A 16,405-nucleotide genomic window follows, 5' to 3' on the forward strand; every position below is an offset into this window, starting at 1 on the left:
TATGAAAATTGGAGCATCAACACTTGCCGGAATAGAAGATTCATTGGAAAACACATTGGAATTTATAGAAAGCCTGGGAATCGAGTATGCCGAACTGGTTCATCAGTTCCCCTGTGAAGACATTGACATTGAAATACTGGAAAGTTTCAATTTGAAATATTCCGTTCACTCCCCATTCATGGATGTCAATATTGCCGCCCTACAGGATAAAAGCCGATTGAATTCAATTGACCAGATTAAGGATTCCATTGATTTGGCCAACAGGATTAATGCCGAGGCCGTTGTTGTCCATCCGGGACTAGCCACATTTTTGGCGAAAAAATATTTTTTAGATAAGGTTTATGAGTGTTCAAATGAATCCATCAAAGAGCTCGGCGAGTATGGAAATGACCTTGGCGTTTTAACAACAATTGAGAACATGCCAATATTTGATGCGATGATCTACCACAATATTGAAGATTTGCATGAGCTTCTCACATCACTGGACATGTCAATGACATTAGACATCGGCCATGCAAAGCATGCAGGATATTCTCCAGACGCAATGTATTTTGATTCAATTAAACACGTACATATCCATGATAATTTTGGTGATGATGACTCACACCTTGCATTAGGTGAAGGCTCTATTGATTTAAATCACATCGTCAACACTTTAGAGAATAAAAATTATGATGGCATCTACATCATTGAAGTAAATGACTATGATTCTATCAAAAAAAGTTATGAATATATGAAAAAGAACTTCTAAAGAAGTTTTTTCTCTTTAATTTCTTTTTGGAAATACAGATATTTTGAATCAATTACCTTTCTAATGTTTTCTGCTGTTTTTTTACCGATACCTTCAACTTCCTGAAGTTCGCTTTCTGATGCATTCAAAACATTTGCAACAGACCCGAAGTGCTGCAATAAATTTTTAGCATTGACGGGACCGATATTAGGTAAAGATTCGACTATGAACAATTGCTGCTCCAAAAGACTGACAGGTTTTTTATCTGTTCTAATCTGAATTGGAGTTCTTTCACCGTTTTGTTCCCTTACAGCTATCCTTTTAATCATGGCTGCAGTATCCTGCGCATTTCGTGTAGGAATGATGCTTATGCCAAAATCGATTGCAATGGAAGCCAATGAACCCCGTATTGCATTTGGATTAACCATACCATTATACAAATCATCCCCCTCCAAAATCATTATAGGATGCTTGAACTCTTCAGATAATTCTTTGGCCTGTTTAAACAATCTCTTATCAATTAATGAATCGACAAAATCCTTTGCGGTTTTTCTCTCAATAGCTACTTCATCGCTGACCTGATAATCGGCAACAGCCATGGAATGCACCTTAACGTCGATTTCCATTTCTGTTAAATGTCTGATTACTTTTGAATTGCCTTCACGAGAATCCGCATAAACTATAGGGAAATCATTTTCATTCTTAGGCCTTTCAATAACTTTAATCTTCTTTTCATTTTCCATTCTCTCAGTAGCGGACTCATTCAGCTCTTTCAAAACATCAGGATCTATAAGCTGGTTTTTCATCATGTCCTCTTTTCTGATTGAAGACCAGAAATAGGCTTCATCCCTTGTACCGTTTGTTACTAAAACCTTAACACGGCCTGTTCTTTTACGTCCGGTCCTTCCACGTCTTTGAATCATTCTAACTTCCGATGGCACAGGCTCATATAAAACAACCAGGTCAACTGCAGGAATATCAATACCCTCTTCAGCAACACTTGTTGAAATCAATACATCATATTCCCCTTTTCTGAATGACTTGATAATAGCTTTCTGTTCCTTTTGAGTCAGACCCTTTTCACCATCCTTTTGTGCTTGACCAAAGAATTTTGCAGATTTAATGCCCTCTTTTTCAAGTTTCTGATGAATCATTTCAAGAGTATCCCTATATTGTGTGAATACCATAATCTTTGAAGAGTTTTCATCACTTTTATCATCAAATCTGGAGGTTTTAAGTTTTGTCTGGCCATCGCCTTCACCCAATTCCTTCTTAAGAATTTTAGTGATTTCACGAAGTTTAGGATGTTCCCAACCATGTTTTTCGGCATCTCTAGCCATTTTGACTGCACGTCCAAAATTATCATCCCACATCAGGGATTTTGCAGCTTTGGTTTTCTTTTTACGCAGCCTTGCAACATACTTATTAAAAGTTTGTACGCCCTGGGTTTCAATCAGCTCCTGAGCATGCTGAATGTTGATAACTGCACTCAATATGGAAATGGCATGGAACAGTTCCTTGTCCGGATTTGTAGTCCTTGCGATTTCACCCTGAATTCTTCCCCTTGCTTTTAAAATATCGACCTTACCGACGGAAACCGTTTTAATAACGCCCATATTTTTTAAAGCCTTGAGGCGCACCTTCAACGCTTTATCAACATGTGATTTGATTTTTTCAAGCTCTGAACTCATCTTTACCCGGACCCATTCAATCTCGACCGGATTGAAGTAAGGCTTTACATCAGGGTCGTCTTCTGTCTTTACTACAATGTTTTGAATATAGAGATTTTCACAAACTTCCTTGATTTTATATTTGTCCGAACCCGGTGATGCGGTAAGAGCCAGAACAAGATTGAATTTGGATTCCTGTACGTATCGTGATGCCAGATACACATAGGAATAAGATCCTACAGCATGATGGCATTCATCAAATACTATTAAAGAGACACTGCTCAAGTCATATCGTCCATTCAATAAGTCGGATTCGATTGTTTGGGGTGTTGCAGAGATGATTCTTGATTCTTCCCATCTCTTAACACGTTCATCGGTTTTGACGGCGCCTGTTATTGAAGTGCAGGGAAGATTGATAAATTCTTTAAAACTAGCTTCATGCTGAATTGCCAAAGGTTTAGAAGGAGCTAAAACAAGTACTTTTGAATTTTTAACCTTATACAATCTATCAGCAGCGACCAAAATAGCAATGATTGTTTTACCTAAAGCTGTCGGTGCAACAACCATCGTATTTCCTTTCTTTAATACATCCCCTGCAAGAATCTGTTGATATAACCTTGATTCAATTGCATCTTTTTTCAGTAAAGGATGATTAATATAGCTAGTCATAGTTACAAATTTTGTTTTTAAATGTTTATAAATGTTTTAAGAGAGCATTTGAAAAGTAATATCAATTTTCACATTGAATTATAAATCAAAAATAACTGATTTGAATTTAGTGGCTGCTTCTCCAAGAGCTATTACCATTTCACAATCCAAGTTCAATGCCTTTCTCAAACCATCCCTGACCTCTTCTTCGGAAGCCCCGAGGGTTCCTTCTTTCACGAAGTCATCAACATGGTTTAAAAAGATTCTGTCATTCAGTTCAGGATTGGCCCTTAGTTTTTCCACTGCAATTTTTTGAGATGCGACTGAAGCCGGAACAATGAATTTTGAGAATTTCAAAACACTGTTGAATATGTCCAAATCACCGACATAACCTGATTCTGAAGAAACGGTAATTATTGTTGTGAAATCTCCGAATAGCTTATTGAATTCTTTCAATACTGTTTCAACCCCACCGGGATTGTGGGCATAATCAACAAAAATATTCTTACCGTTTACGGTTCCCACCTCTTCCATCCTTCCGCTTACGCCTGTAAAACTAGCAATTGAAGGTAAGATTTTTTCGTAAGGCAAGTTCAGGAATTTATGGGCCGCAATGATTACTCCAGTTAAGTTGTAAACATTGTGAAGTCCGTCAACCCCCATCTTTACGGTTAATTTTTCTGTTGGAGTGTGCAAGTCAAAAGTTCTGTTGGGCAAATCAATATTTGTGGCAACATAATCAACCTGCGGAGTTGTGATTCCGCATTTGCAGAAGTAATATCCGCAACCTGAAATGATTTCCTTTACAGCTATCTCATTTCCGCAAACACATTCCTTCATACCTATTGAATCGGGAAGCTCGTCAAGCCCGAAGGTAATAACCTCTCCCTTAAAGTCGAGTTCCCTTAAAAGACCCATGATTGTCGGGTCATTACCGTTTACAATCAGCTGCCCAAGGCCCAACTCCTTGATGAATTCACCTTTTACATTGGCATAATCCATAAAGCTTCCAAGGTCATTCAAGTGATCAGGAGTGATGTTTGTTATCAAACCACTGGACATGGAAGTATTCTTGACAATCCTTCCTACAGTGCCTGGAACTCCGAATGTTCCCACTTCAAGAATTGCAACATCCCCGTCCAATCTTGACTGTAGAATTGGAATGAATTCCGCATTGCCCTGCATACCTTCCAAATCATGTTCGCACGGTTTAATGCCATTGTCATAGGCAATCTTTTTAAGCAATGTGGTTGTGGTGGTTTTGCCGTTTGTACCAGTTATTCCAAACACCGGCTTTTCAGGCTGAATCATTTCAATGACATCACATAATTCCAAAATAGGCTTGTCAATTTTTTTAAACAATTCAGAATCTTTAGGCAAACTGGCGGGAGGGATTATATAATCCGCCTTTTTGAAAAATGTTTCGGGAGTTTTCCCATAGAAAACATCAATATCATAACCTTCTAAAGCTTTTGCAAATCTGCAATCTTTTTTGAATGCTAAATCAGTTCCTATAACATCATATCCTCTTTGTTTAAGGATTCTTGCTATTAAATTACCATTCGCTCCGCAAACACCAATAACTCCGAAGGTCTTATTTTTATTCATACTTTTTACTTCCTATTTCCAGTCCTTTCATAATCTTGTCGACAGTAGTCAATCTATCATATGCTATAAGCGGACCCATGTGCAGAATGATATCGCCGGGCTCTGAATATTTGAATGTCAATTCCGCTGCCTTTTCAATTGTTTCGACAGCCACCTTTTCGATTTTAGGATTTGTAATTGCATCCAAGATTTCCTGAGCGGCTTCCATTTCCACTTCCTGAGTGACCTCATTAAATCCGCTGGCTATAACCACTTTAATGTCATAACCATTGACTAATTGACCCACTTCAGTTTTATCCCTTACGGACAATGTATCAAAATGATCCAGGAATAAAACAACACTTTCATCCTTAAAGTAATCCAATGTTATTTTCATTCCATCATATAAAAATGCTGAATCCAAAATTACTTTTCTGCCATTATACTCCCCGACATCCTCCATGTGTGCCGGAAGTCCTTTAAATTCAGTCAATGCATCAATGATATCCTTTTCCTGAACTCCATATGTCAATGCGACAGCAGAAGCTGCAACAGAGTTTTCAAAGAAATAGCTCATCATGTGAAATGGAGTGGTGAATTCATTGTCACCATATCTGATAGTTAATGACTTATCTCCAACAGTTCCCTTAAAATCAACATCCTCATCCAATGCATAATATATCGCGTCGTCCCTGACTTTTTCGATGATATCCCTGCAGGAGTTGTTTGCAATGAACTTCTCACTCATTGCCTGCAGAACCAGTTTTCTTTGCTGATACCTTTCAAGTGAACCTCCAAATTCGGACAGATGGTCTTCTGCAATGTTTGTCAGAAGGCCAATTTTAACATTCAGTCTGTTCAAAAGACCGATTGTACCATGAGGAAGTTCGAATATGGCAATGTCGCAATCATTTGCCTTGCCTGTGACAATACCGTCAATTATTGCTTCTGAAACCAGGTTATTGACAAGGGATGAACATGACCATACCTTATATCCTGCCTGCTTGAACAGGCTGGTTGTAATGAAAGTGGTGGTTGTCTTTCCCATGGTTCCTGTAATTCCAACAATGTCGACAGGAATCAGGTCATTGACTATCTTGGAAAATTCTTCATTGGTTAAAATTTTTAGGTCGGACTTTGCAATCTTTTGAGCTACCGGAGCGGAATCAGGTAATGTAGGCGGCATATACACGGCATCGAAGCCATCAACGGAGGGGTCCTTATTCGGCATATCTAAAACAACCCCTTCTTTTTCTATCTGATTTAAGCTTCTTTGAAATTCTATTTTAAATTCAGAAATATCCTTCAAATCTGTTATGACAACATCATGGCCTAGATGGTTTAGTAGTCTTGCAACAGGCCTACTTGCATTTCCGGCACCTACAACTAAATATTTCATAAAAAGTCTTCCCATTAATTTATTATGTTAAATATTTGAATCTTATTAAATTTAAATTTTAAAGATTTAAAAAAAAGAAAATTAGAAAATTCATTCAAAATGAATTAAATTTTCCACATCGTTATAAACAACATCAAGTCCACACATAGATGGAACATAATTTGCTGCTTTTGCTGAATTTACACCAATCACTTCAAAGCCCATCTCTTCAATAGGAGCTACAACCATACATGTGTCACATACAACGTTTCCGCCTGCTTTTTCAATGGCTTCTGTATAACCCATTCTGTCGGCTGTTGCCTTTACACTGACTGATGTGCAAATCCATAATTTGTTTTTAATAGTTTTTCCCTGAACGATATTGGCTACTCTTTTGATTTCCTCCAAAGATGCATGAGGACATCCCAAGCATATCAAATCAGGCTCTTTATCAGTGGTAGATAATTTTTGGCGGGTTTCTGAAATTTCCTTTTCGGAAATAAACATTATGTCTTCAACATCATCCTTGCCTGCCATATCATATTCAGGAGTGACGCCTTCCATATGATAAAGCGCTACTGAACCTGATGAAGCAAGTGCCGCGCCTAATGTTTTTAAATCATTGTTGTCAGGAGTATTCTGTAATTTGAAGTAAGGTACACCGCCACCGACAAATTTTCCGATGATATAACCTAAAGCACCGAAATCAGCGCCCTTAAGTTCACAATTTACATTGACAATCAAATTTGCTTTCCTGTTTTGCTCCAAATGGAATCCATATAATGGAGTTTTACCGACAATGGCTGCCGCCAATGCTGCAGGTCCGCCTTCACGATTGGTTCTGGCACCAATGACAGAATTAACATATGCAACGGCTGATGATTCTGACCAGGACACATGATCCCTGAATCTTGGAACATTGCCCACCAGATAAGGTGTGCAGGTACATGTTTTGGAAATTCCAAGATTTGCATATGCATCTACAATCTGATTTTGCTTAATTGCAAAATCCTTTGGAAATCCCAATTGTTCCCAATTGTCCAAATCGGTTCCAGGCGGATTTAAAGAAGCGTTTATAGTAGCTTTACCTGAACCATCACGAGCCAAATCTTCAAGATATTCCAATCCGGCATCACCAATTGTCTTATATGAAACGCCGGATACCTGTGCGGATGTAATGTCCACCAATTTGGAAGCCCCATAAATGTCTCCCAAAGCAACAAGAATATCCATACTTTTTCTGATGGTTTCCCCGAATTCACCATCACACATTTGTTCTTCTTTTTTTGTTAAAAACATGCTAATCATTAGTTAATTGATATTCAACCATCTCATCTACCAAGTGCAAGAAATTATCTTTACTCTCATATGGAATCATAGCGCCCGCAGCAATGTCATGACCTCCACCGGTTCCACCAAAGTTATTTGATGAATCCTGCAGGGCTTTTCCTAAGTTAACCCCTTTGGCAACCATGTCGCGTGTGGTTCTGCCGGATATCTTAATATCTCTGTGGAGTCTTGAAAGTCCTAAAACAGGTTTTGAATCATCCAACAGTTCTACAGATAATCCGATACTGGCTATAGTGCCCATAACTGATTTTAACACTTTATCTTCAGAATATAAATATTGAATGCTGTTGAGCTGCTCAGCACCTTCCTTTTTAACCCATTCAAGACCTTTGACGATTTGGTCACGATATTGGCGTTGCAGCCTCAAAGCCGCATCAAGAGCCTGGTCCCTTTCACCAAGGGCAATGCTTAAACCGAGACCTTGCTTTTTGTTTTTACCGCAAGCATCTAAAATGTAGGAGTACTCCTCCAAATCACGCAATAGCGGGACTTCTTTAGGAACGGTATAACAATCGCCGAAAATATCCGGATTAATTGAAATGAGTGCGTCTTTCAGCAAGTCCTTTTCTTCATCTTCCATATCAGTAAACTTGATTCCATAAGATAAATTCATACGCTCCAAAAATTCACGTGCCCCATCCAAATCTCCACTGATTTTCGGAAGTGGCGGTGAAAAAGTATATGCAAGTGATTTGAAAATAGGTTCGGAAGCTTTGGAAACAATCTTCAAACCTTCATGAACTTCCAAAGCACCGCTTTCCAATGCATCATCAACAATCAGTTTATTTACACCAGTAAATCCATCCTGACCTTGCATATCACCAAACGCACCAATTAAAGCGAAATATGCCAAATGCTTTTTATCAAGATCACGAATAGCCAGATAGCTTGAACCTGCACCGCACAAATCCTTACTTCCATCAATTCCAAACAAATGAGGATTAAGATGGACAACATTGCTTTCGGATTCTGTGCCGTCTACCTGGTGGTGATCTGCAACAATAACATCATGCTTATAGGTATTGAACTCCTTAATGAACGGACTGCCCATATCGGAAAATATGAACAAATCATATTTTTCACTTCTAAGCTGATTTACAATATCCTCCTTAAGACGTGGGATAATTGTAGTATGGAACTGAACATCCTCTTCAGCCAAAGCATTCGCTATAACTGCTGCCGCTGATATTCCATCAGCATCGTTATGAGAAATTATTCTTATAACACTGTCCTTTTCAATATGCTCCTTAAGCATATCAGTAGCTTCACTAGCTCTATTTAACAAGGAGTGCTGCTTCTTTTGGATTATATCTCCATCCTTCTGGTAATTTACCTTCACTTACATAGTAAGATGCTAATCTTCTGATTCTTGATTCAATGATAGTTAAACCTCTTTTAGAGTGTAAATCTTTAGGATTTTCTTCTAAGTGGTCTCTGATGTTAACAGCTCTTTTGATTAAGTTTAATAAGTCTTCTGGGTATTCTCCAGCTTGACCGTTTCTTTTTAAGATTTGGGTGATTCTTTCACCGGTTACATCTTTAACGGATGGGATTCCGTATTGGTCTCTTAAGATAATACCAATTTCGGAAGTACTTTTACCTTCTCTGTTAAATTTTAAAATCATTTCTTCAATTTCTTCATCACTATAAGTTACCCATTCTGGTCTTGCCATAATATAAACCTCTTTAAATTTTTTAAATCTTAAATAAGCCCAATAATTATTATTTAGAAAAACAACGCTATTCCTGTGTAGAATACCATTTAATGAATTTTTCTAAAGAGTTTTTTCTATGTGAAAATTGGTTTTTTTCATCAGTTGTAAGTTCTCCGAATGTCTTGCCTAAACTAGGCACATAAAACAACGGATCAAAAGCAAATCCTAAATTTCCTCTTTCTTCAACTGCGATTTCTCCTGACACCTTGCCTAAAAAGATCTTGGGCTCAGAATTGGGGGCACAGTACCCAATAACTGACCTGAATTCGGCATAACGGTCATCAGTATCGGTTAATAACTTTAAAATTCCCTGATTTCCAATGGTATCCTGAACATAATGTGAATAGGTCCCAGGAAATCCATTTAAAGCTTTAATGAATAAACCAGCATCTTCAACAATCACAGGTCTGTCAAGTTTACGACAAGCATATTTTGCGCCTGATATGGCCACCTCCTCAAGAGTTCCCTGAGGTTCTTCGTAACCTAAATCAATATGCTCCAAGTTAATGTCATAATCCTTGAAAATAGTCTCTGCTTCTTTAACTTTATGTTCGTTACCAGTTATAAATGTTATCATATTTTTAATTATGATTTCATTTTTTTATATATTTAATCCAAAAAATCAGTGGGTGTATCTTCCGCGTGATTCAACATCCCGTATTTTATTCAAAATGGATTCATCCCCATAACCTTTTAAAACACAGTCAAAGTATTTTATGGCCAAATTATAATCAATACTTTGCAGAGCCTTCTTTAAAACAAGCAGGTCAACAGCCTTATCCTCATCCAAGTGTGAATATCTTCCAAGGCCAAAATCAATGAAAACCAGATTGTCATTCTGCAGCATGATGTTGGATGTTGTAATGTCACCATGAATGATATCTGCTGAGTGAAGTTTGGCGATGTCCTGCCCTATTCTAAATGCCAAATCCTCATCAAGGATATCCTTAACCATATCCCCCTCAATCTCTTCCATCAATATGGATTTACGCTCCAGGTCAATATCATATAAAACTGGAGTCCTGACACCTGCACGCTTTGCATCAGACAATAGCTTAGCCTCTTCCTTTGTTCTTGCCTTTCTGATTTTGTTGTCAATTTCGGGAATTCTATAGCTTTTAGGAATCCTGTCTTTCAATACTGCCTTTTCTCCCAAATAGCTTGATTTTACAATATTTGATTCGGCACCTTTTGCTATCAAATCATCACTTAATTTCAAATAAGTCTTGGTATTGTCAATCCATGGAATGTCGACTTCATCTGTTCTGAACTTTTGAATGATTTCGGTTTCTTCCAACTTCATCGGTCCGAATTCATTGCACATCAAAAGACCCAGCCATGCAATCATCACTCCATTGTCGCCGCAGAGCTTCATTTCAGGCATGTAAAACTTGGCGCCATGCTCTTCAGACATTGTCTTAAGCATTTCCCTTAATCTGGAATTTGCTGAAACACCGCCGCACAGCATCACCTCATCCTTCTGGGTGTGGGATAGGGCTCGTTCTGTAACTTCAACAAGCATTGCAAATGCGGTCTCTTGAAGTGAAAAGCAGATATCTTCCATAGGTGTTCCTTTCTGAGCTTCCCTTAAAGCCGCAGACAGCAATCCTGAAAATGAAAAGTCCATTCCTTTCACGACATAAGGCAAATCAATATATGAACCTTGCTTTGCCAATTTTTCAATTACCGGCCCGCCGGGGTGTCCCAAACCGGTTTCACGTCCGAAATGATCAAGGCAGTTTCCAATAGCTATATCCAAAGTCTCGCCAAAAATCCTATATCTTCCGCTTTCATATGCAATAACCTGACTGTTACCACCACTTACGTAAAGTGATACTGGATTTACAGCACCTGTGTCAAGCTTACCAACTTCAACATGTCCAATACAATGATTGACACCGATTATCGGTTTATTTAAGGACAATGCCAAGCTTCTGGCTGAGGTTGCAACGATTCTTAAAGCAGGACCCAAGCCCGGACCCTGTGAAAATGAAATCAGGTCAATGTCATCATAAGATAATCCTGATTCTTCAATGGCCTGTGGAATCAGTTTAGGAATCCATTCTGCATGGTGTTCGGCAGCCAGTCTAGGATGGATACCTCCCTCTTCGGGGAACAGTTGTTTTCCAGCCATTGCCAGAATATTCCCATCACTGTCAACAATGCCTACACCAGTTTTTTCCGCAGTTCCTTCAATTCCTAAGCTTATCAAAATAATCAACTAAAAAAAATTAATTATTACTATATATTATCCTTCCTAATATTAAATCATAGCGAATATAATGAATCTAGTTTATCTGAAATAATATCTTCAATTTCTTTTTTCATTTTAATATTTAAGAAAACATCATTTCCATGCTTAGTCTTTTTAAATCTAATAAATTTAAGTTTGTATAAACTTTTTAACTCATTTTTGATATATTTACATGGAATTCCGGATAATTTGTTACATATATTAGAAATTGGAGTGTGGCGTTTATTGAAATATTTATTATGATACAAGAAGAATAATATCTCTTCTTGGATAATGGTGTTGGTTTTCATAAAACCACCTTCATTAATCTGTGTATTGTTCTAAAAGGTGTTTTAAATCATTTGCTGTTTTTTTATCCATAACAATTTGAAAATCTGATTCATTGATTAATTTAAAACCATCTTTATCGCTGATTAGTTTTTTATTGCAAATTACAATTCTAATTTCATCATCCACACCACCAACGCCTAAAGAAGATGCGTGAACAACTTTTGAATCCTTATTTATTCTTACTTCCTCATCATATGGTATATTTGATATGTTCCTCATTTTTATCACCTACAATATTGACAGTTCAAAAGAATTTTTTGTCGATTTATCACTAGAAAATGTATAAAACTCTTTTGATTCAATTTCAAACTCTAACCTGTCCAAATTGATTTCATCTGGAATTTCACTTAGAATATCATCCAATTCTTCATCCGAATAGCTCTCAAATTCCTCTTCCGGAAGCTGTTCCTGTCTTTCAATTTCAATTTTGACAAGTTTGTTGCTGATGCTATAAAAATCTCTGACAAATTCTGATTTAAAATTTACAACATATTTAGATCCTTTTTTACATAATAACCCATACTCGAGAAAATCATCAATAAATTTATCTAATGTCGATCTTGATATTTCAGAACCAACAGCCAGTTGCTGTTTTGTTAATTCCTGAAATGGGCATGATAACATATAATCTATTACTTTAACTTGAGGATGATTCCCGAAAATATCTTTTAACATAACCTCACCTCATGTATAATAATTAGACATTTTAATATAAATAACTTTTTAATGTATTAAAATTAGACAAAATTGCATAGGTAAAAATATTTTAAATTTAAAATACATAATTGAATTCATGGGATTTTATAGTGCTAATACTCCAGAACAGAAAAGAATTAAAAAATTGACCGGAGACATCAACATTCATGACATGTTTAAAAACGAATGTAAAATAAGAGGAATTGCTATCTACAATGCATACAACATTCAAAAAAGATTGATTCATGAAGTCGAAGAGGAACAGCTGGTTGGTGTCGACCAGGTAGATGAAAGATTGATGGAACTGCTTGACGAGAGAGGAAAGATTGAAGTGCAGCACAGATATGTCGACTTTATTTCAAATGAAGACAGTGCATCAAAAGGAGTAATACCTCAAAGAGGAGATGGAAAAGCATCACTTCCTCAAAATCAAATTAATGTTGCTCCAAAAGAAGAGGAAAAAACTTCACTTCCACCAAAAGACCAAATCAAAATTCCTCCAAGAGCAAGAGACGGCAAGCAATTCTACACAGATGATGAATTGCCTGAAAGGGAAATGCTGAAGAAAATAATTCTTCAAAATAAAAAGATTATCAATCAGAACAAGATTATTATAGAACAGTTGAAAAAATTAGGTGAAAATGATGATTGAAGGAATAACAACATACGGATCAACTGAATTACTCGAAAAATTGCAGCAATCCAATGATACTGTATTCTTAATTACTATAGGTACAACCGAAACCTCATTAATAGATGGAATCTCAGGTGCCGGCCCATCAGCGGATTTGACAGAATACACACCTGCTTCAGACGTTGAATTTATGATTTTAGATGAAGTAAGATGTTGTGAAGCCCCTGCTGAAACTGTAGTTGGAGATGCAGCAGCACCCACTCCTGCAAGACTTACAAAAGCATCACTTCAGCTTGCAAACATCCCCTTTGTAGTTGTCGATGCAGGTTCTAAAATAAAACCCGATGTGGAATACGTCAACTTAGGAAAAGATTATGGAAGAGACATCAGAACAGGAAAAGGAGTTTTAAATCCTCTTGAAATTTTTGAAAATGCAAAGGATTTAGGTTCTGAATTATCAGACAGGCATGAAATGCTAATTATTGGGGAAAGCATAGCTGCAGGAACTACAACAGCCTTAGGAGTATTGAGAGCACTTGGCTATGACGCCAATGAAAAAGTAAGCGGAAGCATGCCGCACAATCCCCATGACATGAAAACAAAGGCTGTAGATGAAGGATTGAAAAATGCCGGTCTTGACCCTGAAACAGATGACATCGATGCAATGCAGGCAATAGGTGCAGTGGGCGACCCTACATTACCTGCAATCGCCGGAATAGTTTTAGGTTCAGACATTCCTGTAATCCTGGCCGGAGGAACACAGATGGCTGCCGCCTGTGCAATCATAAAATCAATCCAACCTAACTTTGACTTTTCAAGAATTAACCTTGCCACCACAGTATACGTCGCAGGCGATGAGACAGCGGATTTATTCGGAATCCTAAAACAAATCGATGACAACATTACCGTTCATGCAGTAGACCCTAAATTTGAAGATTCTGAACATGACGGGCTGAAAAATTACTTGAAAGGATTTGTTAAAGAAGGTGCTGGAGCCGGAGGAGCCATGTTTGCAGCGCTTGCCTTAGGAAATTCTGTTGAAAAACTGAGAAAAAGAATAGAAAAAGTATGTAAATAGAGATTAAATAATCTCTATATTTTTTTTAATTTTAGAATATATGAGCTATTGAGCCCATAAACACTATAATACCCATCAACCAGCAATAATAGGCAAAGATGTCCAAACTTCTGTTTTGAATCAAGTCCAACATCCATTTTATAGCAAAGTATCCTGCAATAATTGATGCAATAAAACCTAAAAAGATAGGCAAGAAGTTAGCATCCATAGCAGATCCAATGTCTTTAAGCTGGAATAGGAACGCTCCAAATATCGCCGGAATAGATAATATGAAACTGAACTTAGCAGCAAATTCTTTTTCAAGACCTGCTGTTAAACCTGCAGCAATTGTAGTACCTGAACGTGAAAGACCCGGTAAGATTGCACATGCCTGACCCAATCCCATCCATAATGACTCTTTTGCAGAAATGTTACGTAAATTAATATTTCCACTGTTCATTCTTTGAGACAGGTAAAGTATGGTACCTGTTACAAATAAGAAGAATGCAGGAACATATAATGCACCTGCGAACAGTGCATCAATGGAGTCTTCAAATAAAACTCCCACAATACCAACAGGAATAGTCGCTAAAATAACATACCAAGCAAGTCTCTTATATGGATCATCACGTAACCCCTGCCTGAATCTTCCTTGCAAGATATCGCCAATGCTTAACCACCATGATTTGAGCATTTTAAGGATGTCCCAGCGGAAGAACCATATAACGGCTATTAATGTTCCCAAATGAAGGAAAACATCAAAAGCAAGGGAACTTTCAACACCTAGAATATTATGGGCAAAAACCAAGTGTGCTGAACTGCTAACTGGTAAAAATTCAGTTAAACCTTGAACAATACCAATTATTATTGCCTGAATTATATCCATAACTTAACACCGCTTAGATGTATGATAACCAACCGTATTTGTCTTCTGTTTTAGCTTCTACGATATCGAAGAATGCTGTTTGTAATTTTTCGGAAATTGGTCCTCTTCTACCGATACCAATTGTTCTGTGGTCAATTGAACGAATAGGAGTTACTTCAGCTGCAGTTCCAGTGAAGAATACTTCATTTGCAGCGTATAATCTTTCTCTTGAAATGACTTCTTCAATTACTTCATAACCTAAATCACGTGCAATGGTCATGACAGAGTCTCTGGTAATACCTTTGAGGTTGGAAGATGACATTGCCGGAGTGAATAACTTTTCACCTTCAACGAGGAAAATGTTTTCTCCACTACCTTCAGAAACATGCCCTTCATAGTCAAGCATGATTGCTTCATCGAAACCGTTGTCAATAGCTTCAAGTTTAGCTAACTGGGAGTTCATGTAATTTGCACCACATTTGGCGAGTGCAGGGAAAGTGTCAGGTGCCGGTTTTCTCCATGAGGATACTCCAATGTCTACACCGTTTGCCATTCCTTCTTCACCTAAATATGATCCCCATTCCCAAGCAGCTATGACTACATTAACAGGACATCCTAAAGGATTTACTCCAAGTTCTCCATATCCTCTAAATACAATAGGACGTATGTAACATGCCCCTAAATCGTTTACACGTAGGGTTTCTAAAATAGCTTCTTCAATTTCTTCTTGAGTAAAAGGAATATCAATTTTATAAATTTTCGCAGAATCGAATAAACGTTGTACATGTTCTTTTAAACGAAATACCGCTACACCATTTTCATTTTCGTATGCACGAATACCTTCAAAAACACTTGTACCATAATGGACAACGTGAGAAAGCACTGAAATATTAGCGTCTTTCCATTCAACAAATTCTCCGTCCATCCAAACTTTAGTTTCTTTATCGTCCCATGCCATTTTATCACTTCTATTTTTTGTGATAATTAATATGTTTTTTATATATAATAAACTTACTTTGTTCAATTTTAATCAATAACAGAAAGGTATATATAATAGTAAATTCATAATAATATTTGTTGGTTCCGTGGTCTAGTGGTATGATACCTCCCTTACAAGGAGGGGATCACGAGTTCGAATCTCGTCGGAACCACTCATTCTAATTTTAAAATTTTTTTACATTTAGTCCATTTTTTCATCATTTTAATACTAATCTTTTTCTCTAATTTTGGCACATCTAACATTATTTTTATTAAAAAAATTTCAAATAAATTAGATAACTGTATACCATTTAATTAATTTCATTGAATTTATGAGCATCATTCATTCAAAAGATTCATACATTCATTAAAAATCATAAATAATAAAATTTAAATAGTTTCTTAATTAAAGTTATAATTATCGAAAAAGGAGACTAAATTATGGTAGTAAAAATTGCTATTATTAAAAGTGGTAATATTGGTACTTCACCAGTAATTGACCTATTGTTAGAC

General features: G+C 37.0%; 16 protein-coding genes and 1 tRNA gene. 4 read left to right on the forward strand and 13 right to left on the reverse strand.

The genetic code is table 11. From position 1 onward, the window contains the following. Nucleotide 1 precedes the first annotated feature (1 nt). Nucleotides 2–751, forward strand: a complete 750-nt coding sequence (locus E7Z77_RS06145; protein ID WP_292751489.1) for a sugar phosphate isomerase/epimerase — start codon at nucleotides 2–4, stop codon at nucleotides 749–751. Here E7Z77_RS06145 and E7Z77_RS06150 read toward each other — a convergent pair. From E7Z77_RS06150 to E7Z77_RS06200, 11 genes are all read right to left on the reverse strand, one after another. Beyond that, nucleotides 748–3,069 (reverse strand): DEAD/DEAH box helicase, encoded by a 2,322-nt coding sequence (locus E7Z77_RS06150; RefSeq protein ID WP_292751492.1) that lies wholly within the window; start codon nucleotides 3,067–3,069, stop codon nucleotides 748–750. The genes E7Z77_RS06145 and E7Z77_RS06150 overlap by 4 nt on opposite strands. 78 nt (nucleotides 3,070–3,147) lie before the next feature. Next, nucleotides 3,148–4,656: a Mur ligase family protein gene (locus E7Z77_RS06155; protein ID WP_292751495.1), complete on the reverse strand. Its 1,509-nt coding sequence runs from the start codon at nucleotides 4,654–4,656 to the stop codon at nucleotides 3,148–3,150. Beyond that, nucleotides 4,649–6,034 carry a Mur ligase family protein gene (locus E7Z77_RS06160; protein WP_292751498.1) on the reverse strand — a complete coding sequence of 462 codons (1,386 nt, stop codon included), beginning with the start codon at nucleotides 6,032–6,034 and terminating at the stop codon, nucleotides 4,649–4,651. The genes E7Z77_RS06155 and E7Z77_RS06160 overlap by 8 nt, the downstream gene beginning before the upstream one ends. A 90-nt stretch (nucleotides 6,035–6,124) precedes the next feature. Continuing rightward, nucleotides 6,125–7,312, reverse strand: a complete 1,188-nt coding sequence (locus E7Z77_RS06165; RefSeq protein ID WP_292751501.1) for an aconitase X catalytic domain-containing protein — start codon at nucleotides 7,310–7,312, stop codon at nucleotides 6,125–6,127. 1 nt (nucleotide 7,313) lies between these two features. Continuing rightward, a complete protein-coding gene (locus E7Z77_RS06170; protein ID WP_292751504.1) occupies nucleotides 7,314–8,648 on the reverse strand; it encodes a DHH family phosphoesterase in 1,335 nt (444 codons plus the stop codon). Then, nucleotides 8,638–9,036 carry a 30S ribosomal protein S15 gene (locus tag E7Z77_RS06175; RefSeq protein ID WP_292751507.1) on the reverse strand — a complete coding sequence of 133 codons (399 nt, stop codon included), beginning with the start codon at nucleotides 9,034–9,036 and terminating at the stop codon, nucleotides 8,638–8,640. The genes E7Z77_RS06170 and E7Z77_RS06175 overlap by 11 nt, the downstream gene beginning before the upstream one ends. Nucleotides 9,037–9,103: 67 nt before the next feature. Next, nucleotides 9,104–9,655 (reverse strand): XTP/dITP diphosphatase, encoded by a 552-nt coding sequence (locus E7Z77_RS06180; protein WP_292751510.1) that lies wholly within the window; start codon nucleotides 9,653–9,655, stop codon nucleotides 9,104–9,106. 45 nt (nucleotides 9,656–9,700) lie between these two features. Further along, nucleotides 9,701–11,299, reverse strand: coding sequence for a bifunctional N(6)-L-threonylcarbamoyladenine synthase/serine/threonine protein kinase (locus E7Z77_RS06185; protein ID WP_292751513.1), 1,599 nt, complete (start codon nucleotides 11,297–11,299; stop codon nucleotides 9,701–9,703). A 47-nt stretch (nucleotides 11,300–11,346) separates the two neighbouring features. Further along, the gene (locus E7Z77_RS06190) at nucleotides 11,347–11,622 is read right to left on the reverse strand and encodes a hypothetical protein (protein ID WP_292751516.1); all 276 of its coding nucleotides are present in this window, start codon (nucleotides 11,620–11,622) and stop codon (nucleotides 11,347–11,349) included. A gap of 13 nt (nucleotides 11,623–11,635) precedes the next feature. Next, complete coding sequence (locus tag E7Z77_RS06195; protein ID WP_292751519.1) at nucleotides 11,636–11,881, reverse strand: hypothetical protein; 246 nt, start codon at nucleotides 11,879–11,881, stop codon at nucleotides 11,636–11,638. Between the two features lie 9 nt (nucleotides 11,882–11,890). Beyond that, complete coding sequence (locus E7Z77_RS06200; protein ID WP_292751522.1) at nucleotides 11,891–12,337, reverse strand: hypothetical protein; 447 nt, start codon at nucleotides 12,335–12,337, stop codon at nucleotides 11,891–11,893. A gap of 118 nt (nucleotides 12,338–12,455) precedes the next feature. Here E7Z77_RS06200 and E7Z77_RS06205 point away from each other — a divergent pair, with 118 nt between their 5' ends. Continuing rightward, nucleotides 12,456–13,010, forward strand: a complete 555-nt coding sequence (locus tag E7Z77_RS06205) for a hypothetical protein (protein WP_292751525.1) — start codon at nucleotides 12,456–12,458, stop codon at nucleotides 13,008–13,010. Beyond that, nucleotides 13,003–14,070, forward strand: coding sequence for a nicotinate mononucleotide-dependent phosphoribosyltransferase CobT (cobT, locus tag E7Z77_RS06210; protein ID WP_292751528.1), 1,068 nt, complete (start codon nucleotides 13,003–13,005; stop codon nucleotides 14,068–14,070). Before E7Z77_RS06205 ends, cobT begins: the two co-directional genes overlap by 8 nt. 31 nt (nucleotides 14,071–14,101) lie before the next feature. Here the strand turns inward: cobT and uppP are convergent, their stop codons facing one another. Both uppP and E7Z77_RS06220 read right to left on the reverse strand, forming a co-directional pair. Then, complete coding sequence (uppP, locus tag E7Z77_RS06215; RefSeq protein ID WP_292751531.1) at nucleotides 14,102–14,935, reverse strand: undecaprenyl-diphosphatase UppP; 834 nt, start codon at nucleotides 14,933–14,935, stop codon at nucleotides 14,102–14,104. A 13-nt stretch (nucleotides 14,936–14,948) separates the two neighbouring features. Further along, nucleotides 14,949–15,872, reverse strand: a complete 924-nt coding sequence (locus E7Z77_RS06220; protein ID WP_292751534.1) for a branched-chain amino acid transaminase — start codon at nucleotides 15,870–15,872, stop codon at nucleotides 14,949–14,951. A 121-nt stretch (nucleotides 15,873–15,993) separates the two neighbouring features. Between E7Z77_RS06220 and E7Z77_RS06225 the strand changes: the two genes are divergently transcribed. Beyond that, nucleotides 15,994–16,065: transfer RNA gene (locus tag E7Z77_RS06225), tRNA-Val, on the forward strand. Nucleotides 16,066–16,405 lie beyond the last annotated feature (340 nt).

Origin of the sequence: Methanobrevibacter sp., from assembly GCF_015062985.1 — an archaeon.
Taxonomy (GTDB): Archaea; Methanobacteriota; Methanobacteria; order Methanobacteriales; family Methanobacteriaceae; genus Methanocatella.

What these genes read in the sequence shown, in the direction of transcription:
- E7Z77_RS06145 (WP_292751489.1), top strand. Translation starts at nt 2, where the DNA reads ATGAAAATTGGAGCATCAACACTTGCCGGAATAGAAGATTCATTGGAA.
- E7Z77_RS06150 (WP_292751492.1), bottom strand. Translation starts at nt 3,069, where the DNA reads ATGACTAGCTATATTAATCATCCTTTACTGAAAAAAGATGCAATTGAA.
- E7Z77_RS06155 (WP_292751495.1), bottom strand. Translation starts at nt 4,656, where the DNA reads ATGAATAAAAATAAGACCTTCGGAGTTATTGGTGTTTGCGGAGCGAAT.
- E7Z77_RS06160 (WP_292751498.1), bottom strand. Translation starts at nt 6,034, where the DNA reads ATGAAATATTTAGTTGTAGGTGCCGGAAATGCAAGTAGGCCTGTTGCA.
- E7Z77_RS06165 (WP_292751501.1), bottom strand. Translation starts at nt 7,312, where the DNA reads ATGTTTTTAACAAAAAAAGAAGAACAAATGTGTGATGGTGAATTCGGG.
- E7Z77_RS06175 (WP_292751507.1), bottom strand. Translation starts at nt 9,036, where the DNA reads ATGGCAAGACCAGAATGGGTAACTTATAGTGATGAAGAAATTGAAGAA.
- E7Z77_RS06180 (WP_292751510.1), bottom strand. Translation starts at nt 9,655, where the DNA reads ATGATAACATTTATAACTGGTAACGAACATAAAGTTAAAGAAGCAGAG.
- E7Z77_RS06190 (WP_292751516.1), bottom strand. Translation starts at nt 11,622, where the DNA reads ATGAAAACCAACACCATTATCCAAGAAGAGATATTATTCTTCTTGTAT.
- E7Z77_RS06195 (WP_292751519.1), bottom strand. Translation starts at nt 11,881, where the DNA reads ATGAGGAACATATCAAATATACCATATGATGAGGAAGTAAGAATAAAT.
- E7Z77_RS06200 (WP_292751522.1), bottom strand. Translation starts at nt 12,337, where the DNA reads ATGTTAAAAGATATTTTCGGGAATCATCCTCAAGTTAAAGTAATAGAT.
- E7Z77_RS06205 (WP_292751525.1), top strand. Translation starts at nt 12,456, where the DNA reads ATGGGATTTTATAGTGCTAATACTCCAGAACAGAAAAGAATTAAAAAA.
- cobT (WP_292751528.1), top strand. Translation starts at nt 13,003, where the DNA reads ATGATTGAAGGAATAACAACATACGGATCAACTGAATTACTCGAAAAA.
- uppP (WP_292751531.1), bottom strand. Translation starts at nt 14,935, where the DNA reads ATGGATATAATTCAGGCAATAATAATTGGTATTGTTCAAGGTTTAACT.
- E7Z77_RS06220 (WP_292751534.1), bottom strand. Translation starts at nt 15,872, where the DNA reads ATGGCATGGGACGATAAAGAAACTAAAGTTTGGATGGACGGAGAATTT.